At 60.5% G+C, this 18,118-nt stretch carries 19 protein-coding genes; 1 reads left to right on the top strand and 18 read right to left on the bottom strand.

What is annotated here, in order from left to right; genetic code table 11:
• The first annotated feature begins 11 nt into the window (after window positions 1–11).
• Entirely contained in the window at window positions 12–620 is a 609-nt protein-coding gene (locus QKE52_RS02320) for a response regulator transcription factor (RefSeq protein ID WP_049154967.1), read from the top strand.
• A gap of 28 nt (window positions 621–648) precedes the next feature.
• Here QKE52_RS02320 and der read toward each other — a convergent pair whose 3' ends face one another.
• From der to QKE52_RS02230, 18 genes are all read right to left on the bottom strand, one after another.
• Entirely contained in the window at window positions 649–2,277 is a 1,629-nt protein-coding gene (der, locus tag QKE52_RS02315) for a ribosome biogenesis GTPase Der (RefSeq protein ID WP_347948006.1), read from the bottom strand.
• The gene (gene cmk, locus QKE52_RS02310) at window positions 2,270–2,980 is read right to left on the bottom strand and encodes a (d)CMP kinase (protein ID WP_049154964.1); all 711 of its coding nucleotides are present in this window, start codon (window positions 2,978–2,980) and stop codon (window positions 2,270–2,272) included. Before cmk ends, der begins: the two co-directional genes overlap by 8 nt.
• Window positions 2,980–3,897: a pseudouridine synthase gene (locus QKE52_RS02305; RefSeq protein WP_347948005.1), complete on the bottom strand. Its 918-nt coding sequence runs from the start codon at window positions 3,895–3,897 to the stop codon at window positions 2,980–2,982. Before QKE52_RS02305 ends, cmk begins: the two co-directional genes overlap by 1 nt.
• An 85-nt stretch (window positions 3,898–3,982) precedes the next feature.
• Window positions 3,983–4,597, bottom strand: a complete 615-nt coding sequence (scpB, locus tag QKE52_RS02300; RefSeq protein ID WP_347948004.1) for an SMC-Scp complex subunit ScpB — start codon at window positions 4,595–4,597, stop codon at window positions 3,983–3,985.
• Window positions 4,598–4,613: 16 nt separating this feature from the next.
• The gene (locus tag QKE52_RS02295; RefSeq protein ID WP_347948003.1) at window positions 4,614–5,411 is read right to left on the bottom strand and encodes a segregation/condensation protein A; all 798 of its coding nucleotides are present in this window, start codon (window positions 5,409–5,411) and stop codon (window positions 4,614–4,616) included.
• Window positions 5,412–5,420: 9 nt separating this feature from the next.
• Window positions 5,421–6,293, bottom strand: coding sequence for a ParA family protein (locus tag QKE52_RS02290; RefSeq protein ID WP_046649257.1), 873 nt, complete (start codon window positions 6,291–6,293; stop codon window positions 5,421–5,423).
• A 185-nt stretch (window positions 6,294–6,478) separates the two neighbouring features.
• Window positions 6,479–7,567: a hypothetical protein gene (locus QKE52_RS02285; RefSeq protein WP_347948002.1), complete on the bottom strand. Its 1,089-nt coding sequence runs from the start codon at window positions 7,565–7,567 to the stop codon at window positions 6,479–6,481.
• Window positions 7,568–7,612: 45 nt separating this feature from the next.
• Complete coding sequence (xerD, locus tag QKE52_RS02280) at window positions 7,613–8,491, bottom strand: site-specific tyrosine recombinase XerD (protein ID WP_049154993.1); 879 nt, start codon at window positions 8,489–8,491, stop codon at window positions 7,613–7,615.
• 41 nt (window positions 8,492–8,532) lie between these two features.
• Entirely contained in the window at window positions 8,533–9,171 is a 639-nt protein-coding gene (locus tag QKE52_RS02275) for an NUDIX hydrolase (RefSeq protein WP_347948001.1), read from the bottom strand.
• Window positions 9,172–10,131: a copper transporter gene (locus QKE52_RS02270; protein ID WP_347948000.1), complete on the bottom strand. Its 960-nt coding sequence runs from the start codon at window positions 10,129–10,131 to the stop codon at window positions 9,172–9,174.
• Window positions 10,131–11,315 carry a putative cytokinetic ring protein SteA gene (gene steA, locus QKE52_RS02265; RefSeq protein ID WP_347947999.1) on the bottom strand — a complete coding sequence of 395 codons (1,185 nt, stop codon included), beginning with the start codon at window positions 11,313–11,315 and terminating at the stop codon, window positions 10,131–10,133. Before steA ends, QKE52_RS02270 begins: the two co-directional genes overlap by 1 nt.
• 26 nt (window positions 11,316–11,341) lie before the next feature.
• Window positions 11,342–13,018: a DNA repair protein RecN gene (recN, locus tag QKE52_RS02260; protein WP_328287677.1), complete on the bottom strand. Its 1,677-nt coding sequence runs from the start codon at window positions 13,016–13,018 to the stop codon at window positions 11,342–11,344.
• Between the two features lie 39 nt (window positions 13,019–13,057).
• Window positions 13,058–13,939, bottom strand: a complete 882-nt coding sequence (locus QKE52_RS02255) for an NAD kinase (RefSeq protein WP_046649256.1) — start codon at window positions 13,937–13,939, stop codon at window positions 13,058–13,060.
• Between the two features lie 26 nt (window positions 13,940–13,965).
• Window positions 13,966–14,775 carry a TlyA family RNA methyltransferase gene (locus QKE52_RS02250; RefSeq protein ID WP_347947998.1) on the bottom strand — a complete coding sequence of 270 codons (810 nt, stop codon included), beginning with the start codon at window positions 14,773–14,775 and terminating at the stop codon, window positions 13,966–13,968.
• A 40-nt stretch (window positions 14,776–14,815) separates the two neighbouring features.
• Entirely contained in the window at window positions 14,816–14,977 is a 162-nt protein-coding gene (locus QKE52_RS02245; RefSeq protein WP_168166985.1) for a hypothetical protein, read from the bottom strand.
• Window positions 14,968–15,951, bottom strand: a complete 984-nt coding sequence (locus QKE52_RS02240; protein WP_070681374.1) for an HAD-IIA family hydrolase — start codon at window positions 15,949–15,951, stop codon at window positions 14,968–14,970. Before QKE52_RS02240 ends, QKE52_RS02245 begins: the two co-directional genes overlap by 10 nt.
• Window positions 15,951–16,901, bottom strand: a complete 951-nt coding sequence (locus tag QKE52_RS02235) for a tetratricopeptide repeat protein (RefSeq protein WP_347947996.1) — start codon at window positions 16,899–16,901, stop codon at window positions 15,951–15,953. The genes QKE52_RS02240 and QKE52_RS02235 overlap by 1 nt, the downstream gene beginning before the upstream one ends.
• A 129-nt stretch (window positions 16,902–17,030) precedes the next feature.
• Window positions 17,031–17,777, bottom strand: a complete 747-nt coding sequence (locus QKE52_RS02230; protein ID WP_347947994.1) for a hypothetical protein — start codon at window positions 17,775–17,777, stop codon at window positions 17,031–17,033.
• Window positions 17,778–18,118: the final 341 nt, after the last annotated feature.

Below are 18,118 nucleotides of genomic sequence, written 5' to 3'. Positions count from 1 at the left end.
GTGCGATAGTTATGAGCGAACACATCCGCGTACTCATCGCCGAAGACCAATCCCTGGTCCGGGGCGCTCTCACCGCTTTGCTGAGTACCGAACCCGACATCGACGTCGTTGCCGAGTGTTCCACCGGAGCCGAGGTCGCCGCACTCGTTGCTGAGCATCAGGTAGACGTCGCTCTACTCGACATTGAGATGCCCGGAATGAACGGTATCGATGCCGCAAAGTCTATCGCCAATACTCACTGCCGCAGCCTCATCGTCACCACGTTTGGCCGTCCCGGTTACGTCAAACGCGCCCTCAACGCGGGCGTCGATGGCTTCCTCGTCAAAGACACTCCCCCGGAGGAACTCGCCGATGCCATCCGCCGCGTCCACTCGGGTCTGCGTGTCATCGATCCGCAGCTTGCTCAGGACATACTCTTTACTCCCGACAACCCGCTGAGCGAACGGGAAGTCGAGGTGTGCCGCCTACTGGTTCGCGGCCTCGGCTCCGCCGATATCGCAGCACACCTCCATCTCAGTGGCGGTACGGTGCGCAACCACGTGTCCGCCATTATGACGAAGACACAGGCAAGTAACCGATTTGAGGCCGCGCGGCGCGCCGAGGCAAACGGCTGGATCTAGACGCTTGCGTGCTCTCAGCCCACACTAGCTATCGGCGTTGACGGCGCTCGCGCACGCGCACCGCGATGCGCACGGGCGAGCCATGGAAACCGAAACGCTCGCGGAACTTGCGCTCCAAATAGCGGCGATAGCCCGCATCCAAAAAGCCGGTGGTAAACAGCACGATAGTCGGCGGCTGTGTCGAGGCCTGGGTAGCGAACAGCACGCGCGGGAGGCGGTTGTTGTTCATCGGCGGCGGGTTCGCAGCAATCGCCTCACGCATCCAGTTGTTGAGCTGACCAGTAGACACGCGCTGGTCCCAGCTCTCGAGAGCCTCAATCATGGCAGGCTCTAGCTTCTGCAGGGCGCGGCCAGTCTCCGCAGAGATATTCACGCGGGTCACCCACGGCAGGTGACGCAGGTTCTCATCGATTTCGCGCTCCAAGTAGTAGCGGCGATCCTCGTCCACAAGGTCCCACTTATTGAAGGCGATGACCAGGGCCTTACCGGCTTCCAGAATCATGTTGAGGACGCGCTGGTCTTGCTCGGAGACTTCCTGGGAGGCGTCGATAAGCATGATGCATACCTCGGCAGCATCAATCACGCCGCGCGTGCGCAGCGAAGCGTAGTACTCATGGCCCTGCGCGTTCTTAACCTTCTTGCGCAGGCCCGCGGTATCAATGAACTTCCACAGGCGCTGATCTAGCTGCACCAAGGAGTCAACTGGGTCGACCGTCGTGCCGGCGGCATTGTCCACGACGGAGCGCTCCTCCGCCGTCAGCTTATTCAGAAGCGAGGACTTGCCCACATTCGGCTTGCCCACCAGCGCCACGCGGCGAGGCCCGGAGGTAATCGAAGAATGGCGCGGCTCTTCCGGGAACAAACGCAGAATTTCATCCAAGACGTCGGCGCCGCCTCGGCCATGCTGGGCGGATACCGGCCACGGATCGCCCAAGCCCAGCGCGTAGAACTCGGCCATGTCTGCGTACATCGTCTCCGAGTCAAACTTGTTGGAGACGAGGATGACGGGCACCTCAGAGCGCTGCAGCTTTCGGGCCATGACCGCATCGGTTTCGGTGATGCCCACCTTGGTGTCCACGACAAACACGATAACGTCGGCAGTCTCCATGGCCTGTTCTGCCTGGCGCGCGATAGCGGCGTGGATGCCCTTGACGTTCGGATCCCAGCCACCGGTGTCCTGAACGAAGAAGCGCTGGCCGTTCCAGTCCGCCACGTAGGAGACGCGATCACGCGTTACGCCCGGGTGATCCTCCACCACCGCTTCGCGGCGCCCGAGGAAGCGGTTCACCAGGGAAGACTTACCCACGTTCGGGCGGCCGACAACGGCCACTGTGCAGAGGTTTTCCTCCGTGTGCTCCTCGCCCACGCCAAAGGCGTGAGATAGCGCCTCCCACTCTTCTTCGCTGAGCGGGTTCTCACCTTCGGCGATATCTTCTTCCTCGCCGAAATCGGCTTCGCCGAACTCGGAGTCGTCGAATTCCGACTCATCGAATTCATAGCCGAAGTCCTCAGAATCGAAATCCTTCTGCGCCCACCCGCCGTGCGGATCGCGCACGACCTCTTCCTCGAGTTTGCCTACCGGGTAATGAAATTCCGTCTCGAATTCTTCCGGCTGCTGTTCGGGGTTCACGTTTGGGTTCTGCGGTCCATTAGTCATGTGAGGCCTCCTTTGCGGCCGATTCTTCGACGACGGCGATGAGGGCATCGAGGACCTCGTCTGGGGTCATCTCAGAGGTATCCACGAGTACGGCGTCCTCGGCTGGGCGCAGCGGCGAGGTGGCACGGGAGGAGTCCGCAGCGTCGCGCCGCTCGACGTCGGCAAGCACGGTGTCAAAATCCGAATCGATGCCCGCCGCACGGTTCTGATCGTGGCGGCGCTGCGCGCGGACCTCGGCGCTGGCCGTCATGAAGGCCTTAGCGGGAGCGTCAGCGAGCACCACGGTGCCGATATCGCGACCCTCCACAATGGCACGGTGTGCCTTCGCGGCAAGGTTCCGCTGCAGCTCCACGAGGTTCTGGCGTACCTCCGGGATGGCAGATACTGCCGACACGTTGCGGGTTACCTCGTCCTCGCGGATCACGCGGGAGACGTCCTCGCCGGCAAAGATGACCTGAGTGGAATCCGGATCATCGGAGACCTCCAGAGGCAGGTTTGCGGTTGCGGCGATGACAGCGTCGGTATCCGCTGGGTCCACGCCCGCGCGCAGCACGGCAAGGGTAGCCACGCGGTACATGGCGCCGGTATCGACATACTTCGCGTCGAGGCGCTTGGCCAACGCGCGGCAGGTCGTGGACTTCCCGGTGCCCGACGGGCCATCCACGGCCAGAACGAGTCCCTGGTTTGGCATGTTTGAAATCATTACATCCCCACCGCCTTGTACAGGCTGGTCAATTCGTTGGAGTTCAATGCGCGCAAGGAGCCGGGCTTCATATCGCCCAGCTGCACGGTGTGGAGCTTGGTGCGCACAAGACGCTGGACCGGAAAGCCGGCCTCCTTCAGCATGCGGCGCACGATGTGCTTGCGGCCTTCGTGCAGCTCAAGACGCACCAGCGAATAGCCCTGGTTTTTGTCCACGATCTGCGCATAGTCCGCCTTCGCCGGGCCGTCTTCTAGTTCAACGCCCTCGCGCAGCTGGCGAACCAGCCTCTTATCGGCCTCACCCAAAACGGTGGCCAGGTAGGTCTTGGTGACCTCGTACTTAGGATGCATGAGGCGGTTGGCCAACTCACCGTCGTTGGTGAGCAAAAGAAGGCCCTCGGTATCCGCATCGAGGCGCCCGACGTGAAACAGGCGCTGGCCCGCCACGACCCGATCCGCTACGACATCGCCCACGCACGGACGACCCATGTCATCCGACATAGTGGACTGCATGCCGCGGGGCTTGTTGAGTACGAAGTACTGAGTTTCTTCGTTGACGTTGATGCGTGTGCCATCGACGCGGATCACGTCCGTGTTGGGGTTAACTCGGGTGCCTTGGGTGATGATGACCTGACCGTTGACCTCAACACGGCCCTCATCGATGAGGATCTCCGCATGGCGGCGGGAGGCAACGCCGGCCTTGGCCAGCACCTTCTGGAGGCGTTCGCCTTGGTTCTGGGAATTCTTCTTAGCTTTACCGTCTACCAGCCAGTCCGCGCCCAAGTCGCGGGCGACGGAATCGGCGGTGGCCTTCTTCTTTACATGCTGATGGCGAGCCGGCTTAGCGTTCGAGACAATCATGTCGCTGTCTCGCTTTTTCTTGTCCGGTGTGCCATCGCGGCGAGCGGGTGGAGTCACGGATGTGTCCTCTCAATAGTTCTTCAATTTGCGGCGCGCGGATCCGCGCCGTTGTCCGGCCGCAATCCTACCGCACGGTGGGCCTTTATGAGTAGTCCTCATCGATCTGCTCGATGTCTGGCAGCAACGGTGCGAGGTCTGGAAGACGCTCGAGGGAGTCAATTCCCAGAAGCTCCAGGAAAAGCTCAGTGGTTTCATACTGGTGTGCGTTGCCGACTGTGGGCTCGGGGCTTTCGATCTCTCGGATGAGCCCGCGCAGGAGCAGCGTGCGGACAACGCCATCGACGTTGACGCCGCGAACACCAGCGACTTGGGCGCGGGTGACCGGCTGGCGGTAGGCAATGACCGCGAGGGTTTCCAGTGCGGCGCGCGAAAGCTTGGTTTGGGTCCCATCAAGCACGAACTGCTCGACGGCGTCCGCATTTTCTTTGCGGGTATAAAAACGCCATCCTTCCGGTGTCTCGCGCAGGTCGATGCCAGAGCCACGCTCGGTGAGCTCACGCTCCACTGCCCGCAAAGTATCTCTGACAACAGAAACCTCCGCATCTACCACGCGGGCCAACTCTTCCGCGCTGGCGGGTGAATCGATAACCAGAAGGATCGATTCGAGGCGTGAGCGCAATTGCGGGATCAGCGGAAGAGCCGCCGGTGCGCGCGGCACTGGGGCCTCACTGTGTGCTGCGGGTGACGTGTCCTCCATGAGTCGGTAGCGTACCTTAATCCCAGTTCGCCGCCGCAACAACGGCCGGATCCACGTCGAGCCCTGTCCACGACAATTCCAACGGGCCTAAGGATTCGGGTTGGGACGCATCCACAGCCTTGGCTTTGTACAGCTCCAGCAACGCCAAGAAGCGGCCCACGACTTCCATGGAAATGGTGCAGTCCCGCGTTAACGCATCAAAGCTCATCCACTGCCCTGTGCCTAACAGCTTGAGAGTGGTGAGGATTTTTCCAGCCTGTTCCGGCACAGAGACCGCGACCTGGTGGATGTGACCGGTCGCGACTTCCTCGGGAGGCTTGGGGCGGAATACCCCGGCGGCGAGCTCCGCGAACGTGGCTGGGGTGTGTCCAAGTTTGACAGGTGGAAGAAGCTCGCTGAAGCGCTCCTCCATCGCCACCGCACGTGGATAGCGGCGCTGGGCGCCGCGCTGCCACTGCGCAAACTGGTCAGCGACCTGCTTATAAGCCTTATACTGCAGCAACCGCGCGAAAAGCAGATCTCGGGTCTCCAGCAGCTCGAGGTCCTCAAGGTCATCGACCTCGCCGCGCGGCAATAAACGCGCCGCCTTCAGATCCAACAGCGTAGCGGCGATGAGCAGAAATTCCGTCGTCTCGTCCAGGTCCGCGGTCTCCCCCAACGCTCGGGTATAGGCCACGAACTCATCGGTAACCTCAGACAGCGCCACCTCGGTGACATCTAGCTTTTTCGCTTGAATGAGCTGGAGCAGCAGATCGAACGGACCCTCAAAATTGCCCAGCGCGATGCGAAAGCCGGTGATCTCCGGTTGGGTCATAATAGGCGGCTAGCCGTTGGCCCGCTCAATGACCTCTTTAGCTAGGTCGCGGTATTGCTTGGCAGCCTGCGAGCTCGGTGCCCAGGTGGTAATCGGCTCACCGGCTACCGAGGTCTCTGGGAAACGCACGGTCCGCGTAATCACCGTGTCGAAGACCTTGTCCCCGAAGTACTCAACTACCCGGTCCATGACTTCGCGGGCGTGGCGGGTGCGACGGTCAAACATAGTGACCAGAATGCCCATGATCTCTAGGTCGAAATTGATGCGGTCAGCAACCTTCTCCACGGTGTCGGTCAACAGCGCGAGGCCGCGCAGGGAGAAGAACTCGCATTCCATCGGGATAATGACGCCTTGCGAGCAGGCCAGCGCATTGACCGTGAGCAGGCCTAGGGAAGGCTGGCAGTCAATGATGATGAAGTCATAGTCCTTGCGTACCGGGCGCAGCGCTCGGGCCAAGGTGTGCTCGCGGCCCACCTCGTTGACCATCTGAATCTCTGCGGCGGAAAGATCAATGTTGGCCGGAACCAGGTCGAGCCCTGCCACGCCGGTGTGCACGATGGCAGAATGCACCGAGACCTCACTATCGAGCATGACGTCATAGATGGTGTCCTGAATCTGGTCATGAGTCAGACCCAATCCGGCAGACAGAGCGCCCTGCGGGTCCAAGTCAACGAGGAGGACTTTACGCCCCAACTCCGCCAAGCATGCTCCCATGTTGATCGTGGATGTGGTTTTCCCCACTCCACCTTTCTGGTTGCACATGGAGATAATCGTGGCGGGGCCATGCTTTTCCAATGGCTCTGGTTCCGGAAGCTCCCGCAGTGGCCGGCCGGTCAACCCGACCTGTGTTTCGGAGGCCTCAAACAGTCCCTCGTCGCTCACAGTCACACCTGCTTCCTTGACCTGTACGGCTCTAGTTAGGCCATCTTCGCGTTAGCCCTGCGGCACTCACCGGCGCCGCACTCTTACATCCTTGTGATTATAGGGTACCCCCTTGAGCACCCGCATCGCGATTATAGCCAGCAAAAGCCGCCACATAAAGCCTGGAAGCTAGACTGCGAGAGCTTTTACTTCCGGTTCGAACGGAACCGACGGAGTGCGAACCCAGCGACCAATGCGATGATGCCGAGTGCCGCAATCCCCGCTATCACCGCGCCGGCGCCAAGGCCCGTATCAGTGCCTGATTCTTCGCTAGCTGTCGTGGCGCTGTCGCTGTCAAGCTGCTGCTCTGGAGGCACGTCGGTGGTGTTCTCTCGGGTTGGGTCTGTGAGTGTCACCACCAGCTCTGCCGACTGGGTGTCCTCGTTGATGAACTGCATGATGAAGGGGTTGTCGGGTTCCATGCCCTCTGGGTAGGTCAGGGACATGGTGCGCGAGCCCTTATCAATGTCGCGTCTCACGCCCTCGATAAACTCCCCTTCCGCGTTGAGATAACGCAGCGTGACGCCTTCATCCTCAAGATGCTTGAAGCGGTTATAAAGGTCCAGTGCTTGTTTCAAACCTAGCTTGGCGTGAATGGTCTGGCCTTCGATGGTGGATTCTAGGTTGACATAGGACGTGTGGGAATCATCCACGCCTTCCCAGCCACGGCCCGTACGGTGCGGTTGCGCGTGGCCGGTGCTGGAACTATCCGCACCGGTCGCCGATCCTCCATCGCTTGTATCGTCTGTGACGTCGCCGTTTCCACCCAGTTCTTCGTTACCTTGCTGGTTCTCTGCGTCCCCCGGCCCCGGCTGGCCACCACCAAGGCGCCCCGGATCGACACTTTCGGCAGCGTCGTTGAGTTCCTCGGCGGTGACGTCGGCGTCGGCAACGAGCACGATGGTCATGGTCACGCCCTGGTAGGTCACTGGAACGGTAATCTGTCCACCTGCTGGCGGGGCCGTCACCGTAGCAGTGCCACCTGAGGCGCTCACATTCCACCCATCGGCAGCCACGGAGACGTCGACAGGCACCGGCAGGGAAACCGTCGTGGTTTGTCCAGCCGGCACGGGGATGGTGGCATCCTGAGCATGGGCAACTGCCGCGCCGAGCCCGGGGATCCCGCCCTTCGCGCTCACCGGGTTGGCCGCAACACCGGCAAGTGGAAATACGGTGAGCGCGAGAGCAATCGCAGCCCCGCGAAAGGTCCGGGAAGCGCGAGCAGATGAAGTCATAGAAATCCTTTTCGTTGATTTAAATCGAACTGATTCTAGGCGCCTTTAGGCGCGTGGATGAGCAGTGCGCCACACCTCGCGAAGCGAATCCGCAGTCACGTGCGTGTAAATCTGCGTCGTCGTCACGGAAGAATGACCCAGCAGTTCCTGAACTGTACGCACATCCGCACCACCCTCCAGCAGGTGGGTAGCAAAGGAGTGACGCAGGGTGTGCGGAGAGATGTTGGCGCTCAAGTGCGCGCGCTGTGCAGCGGACTTGATGGCGGCCCATGCGCTTTGCCGTGACAGGGCCTTGCCCCGGGTGTTGAGGAATAGCGCGTGGGAGGCTCCAGTTGCTAAGACCGGCCGTGCCCGCACGAGATAATGCTCGACCGCTCTTACCGCATGCGAACCCAACGGAACGAGGCGTTGCTTATCGCCCTTGCCGCTCAGCAGCAGAATATCGCGCACGGACGTCGGCCCCTCAGCCGTTACGTCATCCACGCTCAAGGAGATCACTTCGGAGATGCGCGCGCCCGTGCCGTAGAGAACCTCCAGCAAAGCGCGATCGCGGATGTCTATGGGGGTTGCGGATTCATCAGTGGGAATGGCGTTGAGCAAAGTCTCGACATCCTCCACGCTGAGGGTCTCCGGTAGCGCTTGGGCCCGCTTGGGCGGCGAAACCTCCGCTGCGACGTCTTCTTCAATCATCCCCTCCGCGAGCGCAAATTTATGCAGCCCACGCGCGACGATCAGCGCTCGACTGGCCGAGGACTGGGCTAGGGATTCACGCAGGTACATGAGGTAGTTCTCCACGTGCGCGCGAGAAACCTGGCGCAAATCCGTGATCCCAGATTCCGCTAGCCACGACACGTAGCGATTGATGTCACGCCGGTAATTACTCACCGTGTTCTTCGAGGCACCTTTTTCCACCATGAGGTGCATCAGCCACGCTTGCCCAGCGGCAGCAGCAGGAGTCGTGCTGCTCACAGCTTCTTCAAATCCGGTCCGGTACGCCGGCTAGCCAGCGACTGCGGCCGCAACCCGAAAGGTGAATCAACCGGCCGCGGTGTGCGTCCTTCACGCACACAGGCATAGGCGGCGAGAATTCCGGCCACTGCAATAGAGTTCACAATCTCGCCGGCGAGGATACGGTCGACGGCCTCCGCTAGCGGCACCCACGAAAACCCCATGTCGGCCTCTTCATCACCTGTGGCCTCGAGCTTGGCGACGTCCCGCAGCCCACGCGCCACGAACACCCGTACGGCTTCTTCACAAAAGCCCGGGGAGGTCACCAGATCGGTCAACACACCCCAGTCCTCGGCGGCCAGTCCGGCCTCCTCTTGGAGTTCGCGTTGTGCGGCACTGAGCTCATCTTCACCTTTGACGTCGAGCAAACCAGCTGGCAGCTCCCACAGGCGTTTGCTCACACTGTGGCGGTACTGCTCCACCATGGCGACGCGGTTGTCCTCGTCCAAAGCCACAACGGCCACGGCACCGAGGTGCTCGACGATCTCCCGCTGCGCCACGACATCTCCCGGCATCACAACGTCATCACGGCGGACGGCGATAATGGGGGCGTCGACAAGCAGCTCGCTTCCCACCGTACGAAACTCGTGTGGCATTTAGAGATCCTTCGGCAGCGCCGGCGCTGCGCCCTCGGCATTCGCTGCAGAACCGTAGACGCCGCGGCCGCCATCAAGCTGCTCCTTGACGGCCAAAACGCTGGCCATCTGGGAGACCGGGTGGTCGATGGAGTCCACGGTGCTAATCCCAGTCTTGGCCGCCCGCAGCTTTTCCAACACTCCGCCATCCCCTGCAGACTGCACACGCCCGGCATACACCATGGCGGCGTCCGCGGACTCGAAACCTTCCAGGAACTTGACGGTGGTGTCGATAGTGTACTTCTTGCCAGCGCTGTCTTCGTCTTCTCCCGGTGTCAGGCCGCCGCCGACGATTACGACCGCCTGAGCGGGCAGGATCGTGCCATCCTTGTAGTCGATGTAGCCGGCATCGCGCAAGGCACGCAGCAAGGTCGCCCGATCGTCGACGGTGGCAAGCGGTTGGGTGGTCTTAGCATCCATCATCAGCCCGGCAGCAAGCGCTTGGCCGGCATGAGTACCGGCATCGATCTTCTTCTTATCGAGCTTCGCTCCTGCCGGCAGCGTGGTGGTGACGAGGGACAACAACTTGTCTGCGGATTCCTGGGCCAAGAATTTTTCCGTCAGTTTAATGCTTCCAGCGTCGGTAGAATCCGCGGAGCCGAGGAGATCCTTCACAGCCGTGACATCGGCATCATTGGCGTCGGGCATGCTGAGTACCATGACCGGACGCTGGACTAGAGTGCCGTCGACGACGTAACGGCCGAGGTCCCCCATCACGGAATCAGCGGAATCCAGCTGGGCCTTCGCAATGTTGTGGTCAAGCACCAGCTTGCTGTATTTTTCTCGGACCTCATCGTTGGACTCCCCACCGCGCCCCGGGGTGGAGTCCATGTTCGGTGCAATGACCAACGAGCCCAACGCAATACCAATGGCTGCACCGAAGCCAAGGCCAGTGACAATCAGGGATTTAGGCGAACCCATTATTTAAACCACCCCTGCACGCTCAACGCGAAGTTGTTCCACGTATCGATCAGGTTCTGCAGGAATGATTCATCGCCACCCAGGCCGACGATGAGGATGACCACAGCCAGCGCCACGAAAATGCCCAGCAGGGCCCACAGCCACCCCATTGCGCCAGAATTCGGCGCGGTGTAGAGGTTGATGACGGCGTCCGCGTCCACGAGGCGCGTACCGGCCTTCATATGGCACAACAAGGCTGCGGGCGTGGCAGTCGGCTCGTTGGCAAAGATGTCATCGAGATCGAGGGCGCCCCCAACCTGCACAATCATCTGCGCTTCGTGGTAGTCCGCGAGCAGGAGTGCAAGATCCGTTGCTGAGTCTGTCGCAGCCGGGAATGTCATCGCGCCAATTCCCAGATCCTGAATGCGCTCGAGGCCTTCCGCAGTGCCGTCCGGCTCAGCTGGGAGGATAACTTGGGCACCACTGCGCAGGGTTTCAGAGCTCACTTCCGAAGGGTTTCCCACGATGAAGTTAGGCTGATAGCCCAGCTCCACCAACGTATCTGCGGCAGAGTCGACACCGATGATGATGGGTTCATACTCGCGGATGAAGTTGCGCAGCAGCGTGAGCTTTTTGCGGTGCTCCTCAGAGGGCGACACCACGAGGACCTTGCGTCCCGCCATGACGGAACCAGCATCCGGAACGCCAAGGCCATCGATGAGGAGCGGGCCTTCGGAGTGGATGAACTCGATGGAATTGCCAAAGTAGGCTTCCATATGGTCGATAAGTTCGCGTTGCGCGGAGGAGAAGTTCTTCTCCGCGCGGTCCCGGGTAACCACCGTTCCAGAAGACAGCTGGGTATCCCCCACATACACCGTCCCGTCCTCAGTAAGACGCGCCTTCTTCCCGTCCTTGAAGTTGCTGACGAAATCTTGGCCCACGCCCTCGATGAGGGTGACGTCGGCGTCGAGAAGCATGTGCGGGCCATAATTCGGAATGGAGCCGGTAGAAAACTCCGCCACGTTAATCACAGCAGCTGGTTTCATATCCACGAGGGTCTGGGCCTCTTGGCGGGAGATGTTGGCGGCGTTAATGACTGCGAAGTCACCGGCGCTGAACTTCTTCATGCCCTTGCCACCCGGGGTGCAATCACGCAGCGCGCCGTGTTCTCCAGGCAGATCGGTGTTACGGGAAAACAGACTCATGCCTGACAGTTTCCCCTGTTAGGCGCTCAATGTGTGGAAGGCGCGCGGAAACTCTCCACTTCTGCTTGAGCCCGGTCGAAGAGCTCCTGGGCATGCGCGCGGCCAGTCGCGGTGTCATCAAGACCAGCGAGCATGCGGGCGAGTTCCTCGACGCGTTCCTCGGCGCTCAAATCCGCCACGCCTGAGGTGAATTTCTCCTTGGACACGTGCAGGTGCGAATCCGCATAGGCAGCCACTTGGGGCAGGTGGGTCACGCAAATGACCTGGTTGGTGATGGACAGGCGCGCTAGCCGACGCCCAATCTCCACCGCCGCGCGACCACCCACGCCGGCGTCCACTTCGTCGAAGACCAAGGTGGTGCCGTCGCCGCTGGCGAGTACCACTTCCATCGCCAGCATGACGCGGGAGAGCTCACCGCCGGAGGCGGCCGAGGCCAAGGGCTTTCCGTTGAGTTGGAATTCCACTTCATCCGCGCCCGTCTTGGAGTACTTCGCCTTGTGCACGGCGACCGTCAGTGTGGAATGAGGCATGGCCAAGCCGTGAATCTCCTCGGTGACCTGCGACCCCAGCTTCTTCGCTGCCTTGGTGCGGGCGGCGGTGAGCTTCTCGGCCTTAGCCACCATTGTCTTTTCGGCCGCCATTACCTCCTTCTTCAATGCTTCGAGGGCCTCGGTGGAGGTGTCCAACGTCGCGAGTTTCGCTTCTGCCGCGTCGCGCCAGGCCAACACCCCATCGATGTCTGCGGCATACTTACGTGTCAGGCGCTTGAGCTCCTGTTGGCGCTGCAGGGATTCCTCGAGGAGGTTGGGATCTGCGGGGAGATTTCCCAGATACGTGGTGAGCTCAGCGGCAATATCGGTCAATTGCGCGGTGACCTCGCTCAATCGCTCCCCGAGCCGCGCGAGTTCGACGTCGCTGGCCCCAGCCAGCGCGGTTTCAGCGGTGCCGACGAGATTGACTGCGGTGTCCTCATCACCGAAACCTTCCCCACCATCGAGAGCGCTCAGCGCGGTGGCGGCTCCCTCGCGCAGGGCATCAACATCCTGCAGGCGCTTAATGAGAGTCACGAGCTCCGCGTCCTCGCCCGGTTCCGGATCAAGGTCCGAGATCTCCGTTATCGCGAACTGGAGCCGGTCGACTTCCTGTGCCAGCTCACGCCGTGATTCTGTCCGGCGCTGGTAGTCCTTGGCCAACGCGCGCCAGTGGCTAAATGCCTTGGTATATGCTTCGCGGACCGATTCAACTGCAGGGTCGAAGCGGTCAATGGCCGCCAGCTGTTGATCGGTAGACAGCAGCCGCAGCTGATCGTTTTGTCCGTGGACGGTAATGAGATGGGAAGCGAACTCCCCCAGCGTCGCCGCCGGCACCGCTCGCCCACCCAGGTAGGCCCGCGAGCGTCCCGCAGCCGACACCGTGCGGGAGGCGATGTATTCGCCGTTCTCATCGGGCTCTCCCCCGGCTTCCTCGACTAGTTCCGCCACGGCCTTCGAGTCAGAAGAAAAGTGCCCTTCGACGGCAGCTTTGGAGGCTCCTTCGCGCACGCGCGAGGCATCAGCGCGCCCTCCCGCGAGCAGGCGCAAGCCGGTTACCACCATGGTCTTGCCAGCACCGGTTTCACCAGTGAGCACGGTGAGCCCCTGCGAAAGCTCCGCGGTGGAGCTTTCAATTACACCGAGATCAGAAATGCTGATATCAACGAGCACGGAGAGTTATCTTCCTTCCTGGTTACGCGCTAGAGCAGGTTAATGCCGCGGTCCGCGCCAGCCTTCCACGGGAAGGCGCAGCTTGGACACAAGCCGGTCAGTGAAAGGCTGGTGGTCAAGGCGAACCCACCGCACCGGCCGTTCACCGCGCACGATTTCCACGCGTGAGCCTGGGGGCATGGAGATTTCCCGAAAACCATCGAGGATCACCACGGCGGGAGTCGTTGCCGATGCCGATTCCACCGCTACCTGTGAATCCGGAGACACCACGAGCGGCTTGGTAAACAATGCGTGCGCGTTATTCGGCACCACCAGGATGGCATCGAGCGAAGGCCACAGCACAGGGCCGCCGGCGGAGAAGGCATAAGCCGTGGAGCCCGTAGGGGTAGAAATAAGTACACCGTCGCACCCAAAAGCGGATACTGGGCGGCCATCCACTTCGAGGATGGCATCAAGCACTCCGGACCTGTTGAGGTTTTCAATCGACGCCTCATTCAGCGCCCAGCTGCGCTCACGCAACGCGCCTTCCGAATCGAAGACGCTCACGTCGATGGTCAGGCGGTCTTCGACGTCATAGGACTGCTCGATGACGCGCACGAGCGCACGGTCTAGGGACTCCGCTTCCCATTCTGCGAGGAAGCCCACGTGCCCCAAGTTGATGCCCAACACCGGAACGTCCACGGCGCGGGCCATATCCGCAGCGCGCAAGAACGTGCCATCGCCTCCGAGCACCAACACCAGTTCGCAGCCCTCTGCTGCCGCTGGTGTATGCCGGACGTGCTGCAGCCCGGGAAGCACAGTATCCGCAGCACAGACGCGCACCTTAATGCCTGCCTCCTGCAGCAGCTCCGCGGCCCGGTGGGTGGCGGCAAGGTTTTCCTCGCGACTGGCGTGCGGGACAAGAAGAATTTCACGGCGCATGGTGCCATCCGCGGCGCTGGTAGTGCTCACTGAGGTCCTTCCTTAATTGCCGTATCAATCAGTACGTCCAGCCTATCCTCCGGGGTGGACATCCCGTCCTTGACCAGCCAGAGGAAATACTCGACGTTACCGCTCGGTCCCGGTAGCGGGGAGGCAGCCACACCTTTTACGCTTAGGCCGAGCTCCTGAGCGAAGACCGCCACGTCCTTGGTTACTTCCGCGCGAAGCTCGGGTGACCGCACCACGCCGCCGGCGCCAATACGGTCCTTACCTACTTCAAACTGTGGCTTGACCATGGGCAGTAACCACGCGCCATCGACCATGCACTCCACGATGGCCGGAAGCACCAATTTCAAGGAGATAAAAGATAAGTCACCCACCATGGCATCGCACGGCCCACCGGTCTGCTCTAGGGTCAGATTACGAATATTCGTGCGGTCTAACACGGTAACGCGCTCATCGTTTTGCAGGCGCCACAACAGCTGCCCGTAGCCCACGTCAACCGATAACACCTCCGCGGCACCGCGGCGTAAACAGACATCGGTAAACCCACCGGTCGACGCTCCTGCGTCCAACACGCGCTTGCCCTTCAGATCCACGTCAAAGGCTTCAAGTGCGCCCAAGAGCTTGTGTGCGCCTCGCGACGCCCAGTCATCCCCCTCACTGGCCTCCACCTTGATGGATACCTCTGGTTCCACCACCGTGGCGGGTTTGGTGGCCTTGAAACCACCAACCGTCACGCGGCCGGCCTTGATCATCTCAACAGCGTGCTCACGTGAGCGCGCGATCTTTCGGCGTACCAACTCCGCGTCAAGACGGCGACGTTGCGGTGGCATAGACAGGTCCTCTTTCCCCTACATTCCTTGGTGTAAAGCGCTAGTTGTCTTGAAGCGCATCCCGCAGCACGGTGTGAGCACGGTCCAGCTGGACCAGCTCCTGCTCAAGAGTTTCCACTGGCTCGTTAAGAATCGCGGCGATGGACTCATCCAGTTTTTCTGGGGCAAGCACCGCCCGCGGGTCATGGGGCTTTACCGCCATGTGGATACTACCCTTTCAGCGGCCTCGCTCCGCGGCTGAATATAGCGAGGAGGCTCAGCGCCCGCCCAGGCTACTTCCAAAACCGTGCGCAGCGCCTCGACCGAAGTCGACTTCTCATCGCCTCCTTGGAGGACGATGTCATAACCGTCATACCGAGCCCGGAATCCGCCCTGGGCTCCTGGCCGTGCCTGTGCTTCCGAGAGGGAGAGCTCGTGGAAGCCCGCGCCGATGAAATTGGGACGTGCCTCCGGAATGGCCTCAATAAGCGCCAGCTCACGAGACACACCGGTCAACACGTGGAACGTATCCATCGCTGCGTTATTACCACCGACGATATCGGTGTCCAGACGGTCGCCGACAGCAAGGGGTTTGGTCGACCCCACCAGCTTGGCCGCCTGCGTAAACATAGCGGGCTCCGGTTTGCCTGCAGAAATAGGTTCAACGCCCGTGGTCGAAACAACAGCCGCGACGAGCGAGCCATTGCCCACGGCCATTCCTCGCTCCGTCGGCAGCGACGTATCGAGGTTGGAGGCGTAGTATTTCGCACCTTGATTGATAGCAAATGCCCCCTCGGAAAGCTGTTCCCAACCGACCGACTTATCCATGCCTTGCAACACTGCCGCAGGCTTATCATCGGCGCTGTCGACTACTTCGAACCCTGCCTCACGGGCCAGAGTGCGGAATGAGTCAGCGCCGATGACAAGAACCTTGGTTCCTGCCGGGAAGTCCTCACGGGCAATTTTGACTGCGGCTTGCGCGGAGGTAACAACTCGGTTGGCATCCGTTTTCAGTCCAATTTCTCCGAGCATGCCAGCCACGGTCTGGGGGCTGCGGGAAGCATTGTTCGTCACATACACCGCGGGAACACCACAGGAGTTAATAACGTCAACGACGCACTGGAGGGCCTGTCCTCCCTCCCACACGGTTCCGTCAAGATCTAGCAGCAGCGAATCGTGGGTCTTGAGAATACTCATTATTTACATTCGGCCAGGCGCTCCGCGGCGTCGGTCCAGTCTCCTTCATCGATGTCAACCGCATGCTGGAACCATTCCTGTGCCTCCTCCTTACGGCCGGCCTCCAGCAGAGCATTGGCGTAAGCATAAGAAAGGCGGCAGGCAGACACGCCTGTGGCGTCCTTGTTCGGCTGCGCGCGCTGAATCGTGACCACAGCAGAATCTGCTTGACCCATGTCTAAGCGTGCACCTGCAGCCACGATTGCCAACTCGATGGCATCCTCCGGTGCCAGCTCCTTGGCCTCTTCGCTGCGCCACAGCTCCACGGCCTTCTCTGGGCGACCAAGGCCGCGTTCACAATCCGCCATCACGGCAAGCAATCCAGGGCCACCGGAAATGCGGCGCGCAGCGCGCAACTCCGCTAGAGCTTCCCTCCACTCCCCAGCACGGTAGGCGGCGATTCCATTCATTTCACGCGCAACCGATACGCGTCCAGCGCGATCCTTTGCCGCGCGCGCGTGGCGAAGTGACAGCTGCGGGTCATCATCAAGCCACGTTGCCGCCATAATGAGATGCTTGGCCACTGCTTCGGAATTTTCCTTCGATAGCGAGGAGAGGTCCTGCAGCACAGAAGGATCGAGGTCAGTGATATCGATATCAGATGGCAGATCCGGGTCCGTCATGCGGCGATTGATCCGCTCCTCACGGTAGCCCGAACGCTGCGGATGCGAGGCCTTGTGCTTATCACGATCGTGGCCCTGCCGATCGTTGCGGCGATCCCCACGACGAGGTTTAGCACCAGCGCGACCGCCACGGCGATCATCGCGGCGATCGCCGCGACGCTCTTCTCGACGCCCCGATGCGCCGCCACGCTTCTCAAACTTCCGGCCACCAGAGCGGTTGTTTCCCCGGTTGCTTTCCGAGGAACCTTCGCGGCCACGCTCGTGGTCGCGGGAGTTAGATTCAGACATTAAATCCATGCACTTTCTGCGGTAGACGCGTCCGTATGTACCGAACCAGTGTACAGGTCAGCGGCCCGAAACCGGCAATGCACCGACTGGTGAGTGAAATGACCCACAACCATGGCTAATAGTCAAAATTCACGGGCCCTCAGGCAAGGAATCAAGCCGATCCAATGGCCAACCATGCCGAACGCGATCCAAGCCCGCAGCCACCTGTGAAGCGGACAGCCCATGTTCCACGCTTCCGTCGTCCAACGGCCGACCACGAACGACGGCCCAGAATGTCCACCCATTATTGCGGATTGCATCAAGGCGGATACCCTGGCGGTCACGCACCATGACAGCGCCTTCCCTAATCATTCGGTCCAACCTCAGCCCTTCCACGGACACCTCGAGCATCCGGGACTCGCCGTTTGGCGCCACGACCAACGCCTTCGTAGCATAAAAATTCCCCTTCTTCCCACGCCTAGCATTCTCCTCATCGTGAAATAGACTGCCAAGGAGAACCGGATAAAAATCGATCCAGCCATTCTTCCAGGCCCTATTAATGCGAAGAGCAAACAGCGCATGCTTAGCGATGAGAAACAAAAAATAAAGGAGCAACGCGCCAAGAAGAAACGCCAAGAGAACCGGAACCTTGAAGCTGTTAAGAAGCAAGCCCACAAAGAAGATGAGTCCCGCTGCCAAGACCATCGCTCCGAAAAACACAAGCCCACCACGGATATCGCGCACTTGCGGAACAGGCTCTACTGATTCAAAGACCGGACAAAGGTTGTAGGGAGAGGGGTTCTCGTTCTTTCTCCCGTAGGAAACAGCCTTCAGATTCTTCAGGAAGACCGGGTTATAAGAATGAGTAAAAGGAGCCGACGTTTGCGGGAACCTCATCGCGTTCTCCTTCGCTATCCCGCCAAAAGTTGATACCGACTTCATTCTAGTTGTAAGGCACGAAAAGGGAACGACATCCCGCTATCAATACAGTGCTGGTGGCCGACGATTTACGGGAGCGCTAAAGACTTAAAACGTCAGGCATGTAGTCCCTTAAATGACGAAGTTAGGCGTCTGAACCACTGATGGGGGTTGGTGTCTTGGTCTATAAGTGCAGACGTGGATGTGCAGCACGCAGGTTAGTGTTTTCGGGTTTGTACTTTTAGGCTGTGTGCGTAAACGAAGAAGCCCGTCACCGTTGAGTGGTTGCTCAACGGTGACGGGCTTTGTGTATTGAGTTA

It is taken from the genome of Corynebacterium sp. c25Ua_47, from assembly GCF_039907205.1.
Lineage (GTDB): Bacteria > Actinomycetota > Actinomycetes > Mycobacteriales > Mycobacteriaceae > Corynebacterium > Corynebacterium hiratae.
This window is presented reverse-complemented; position numbering and strand designations above follow the sequence as displayed.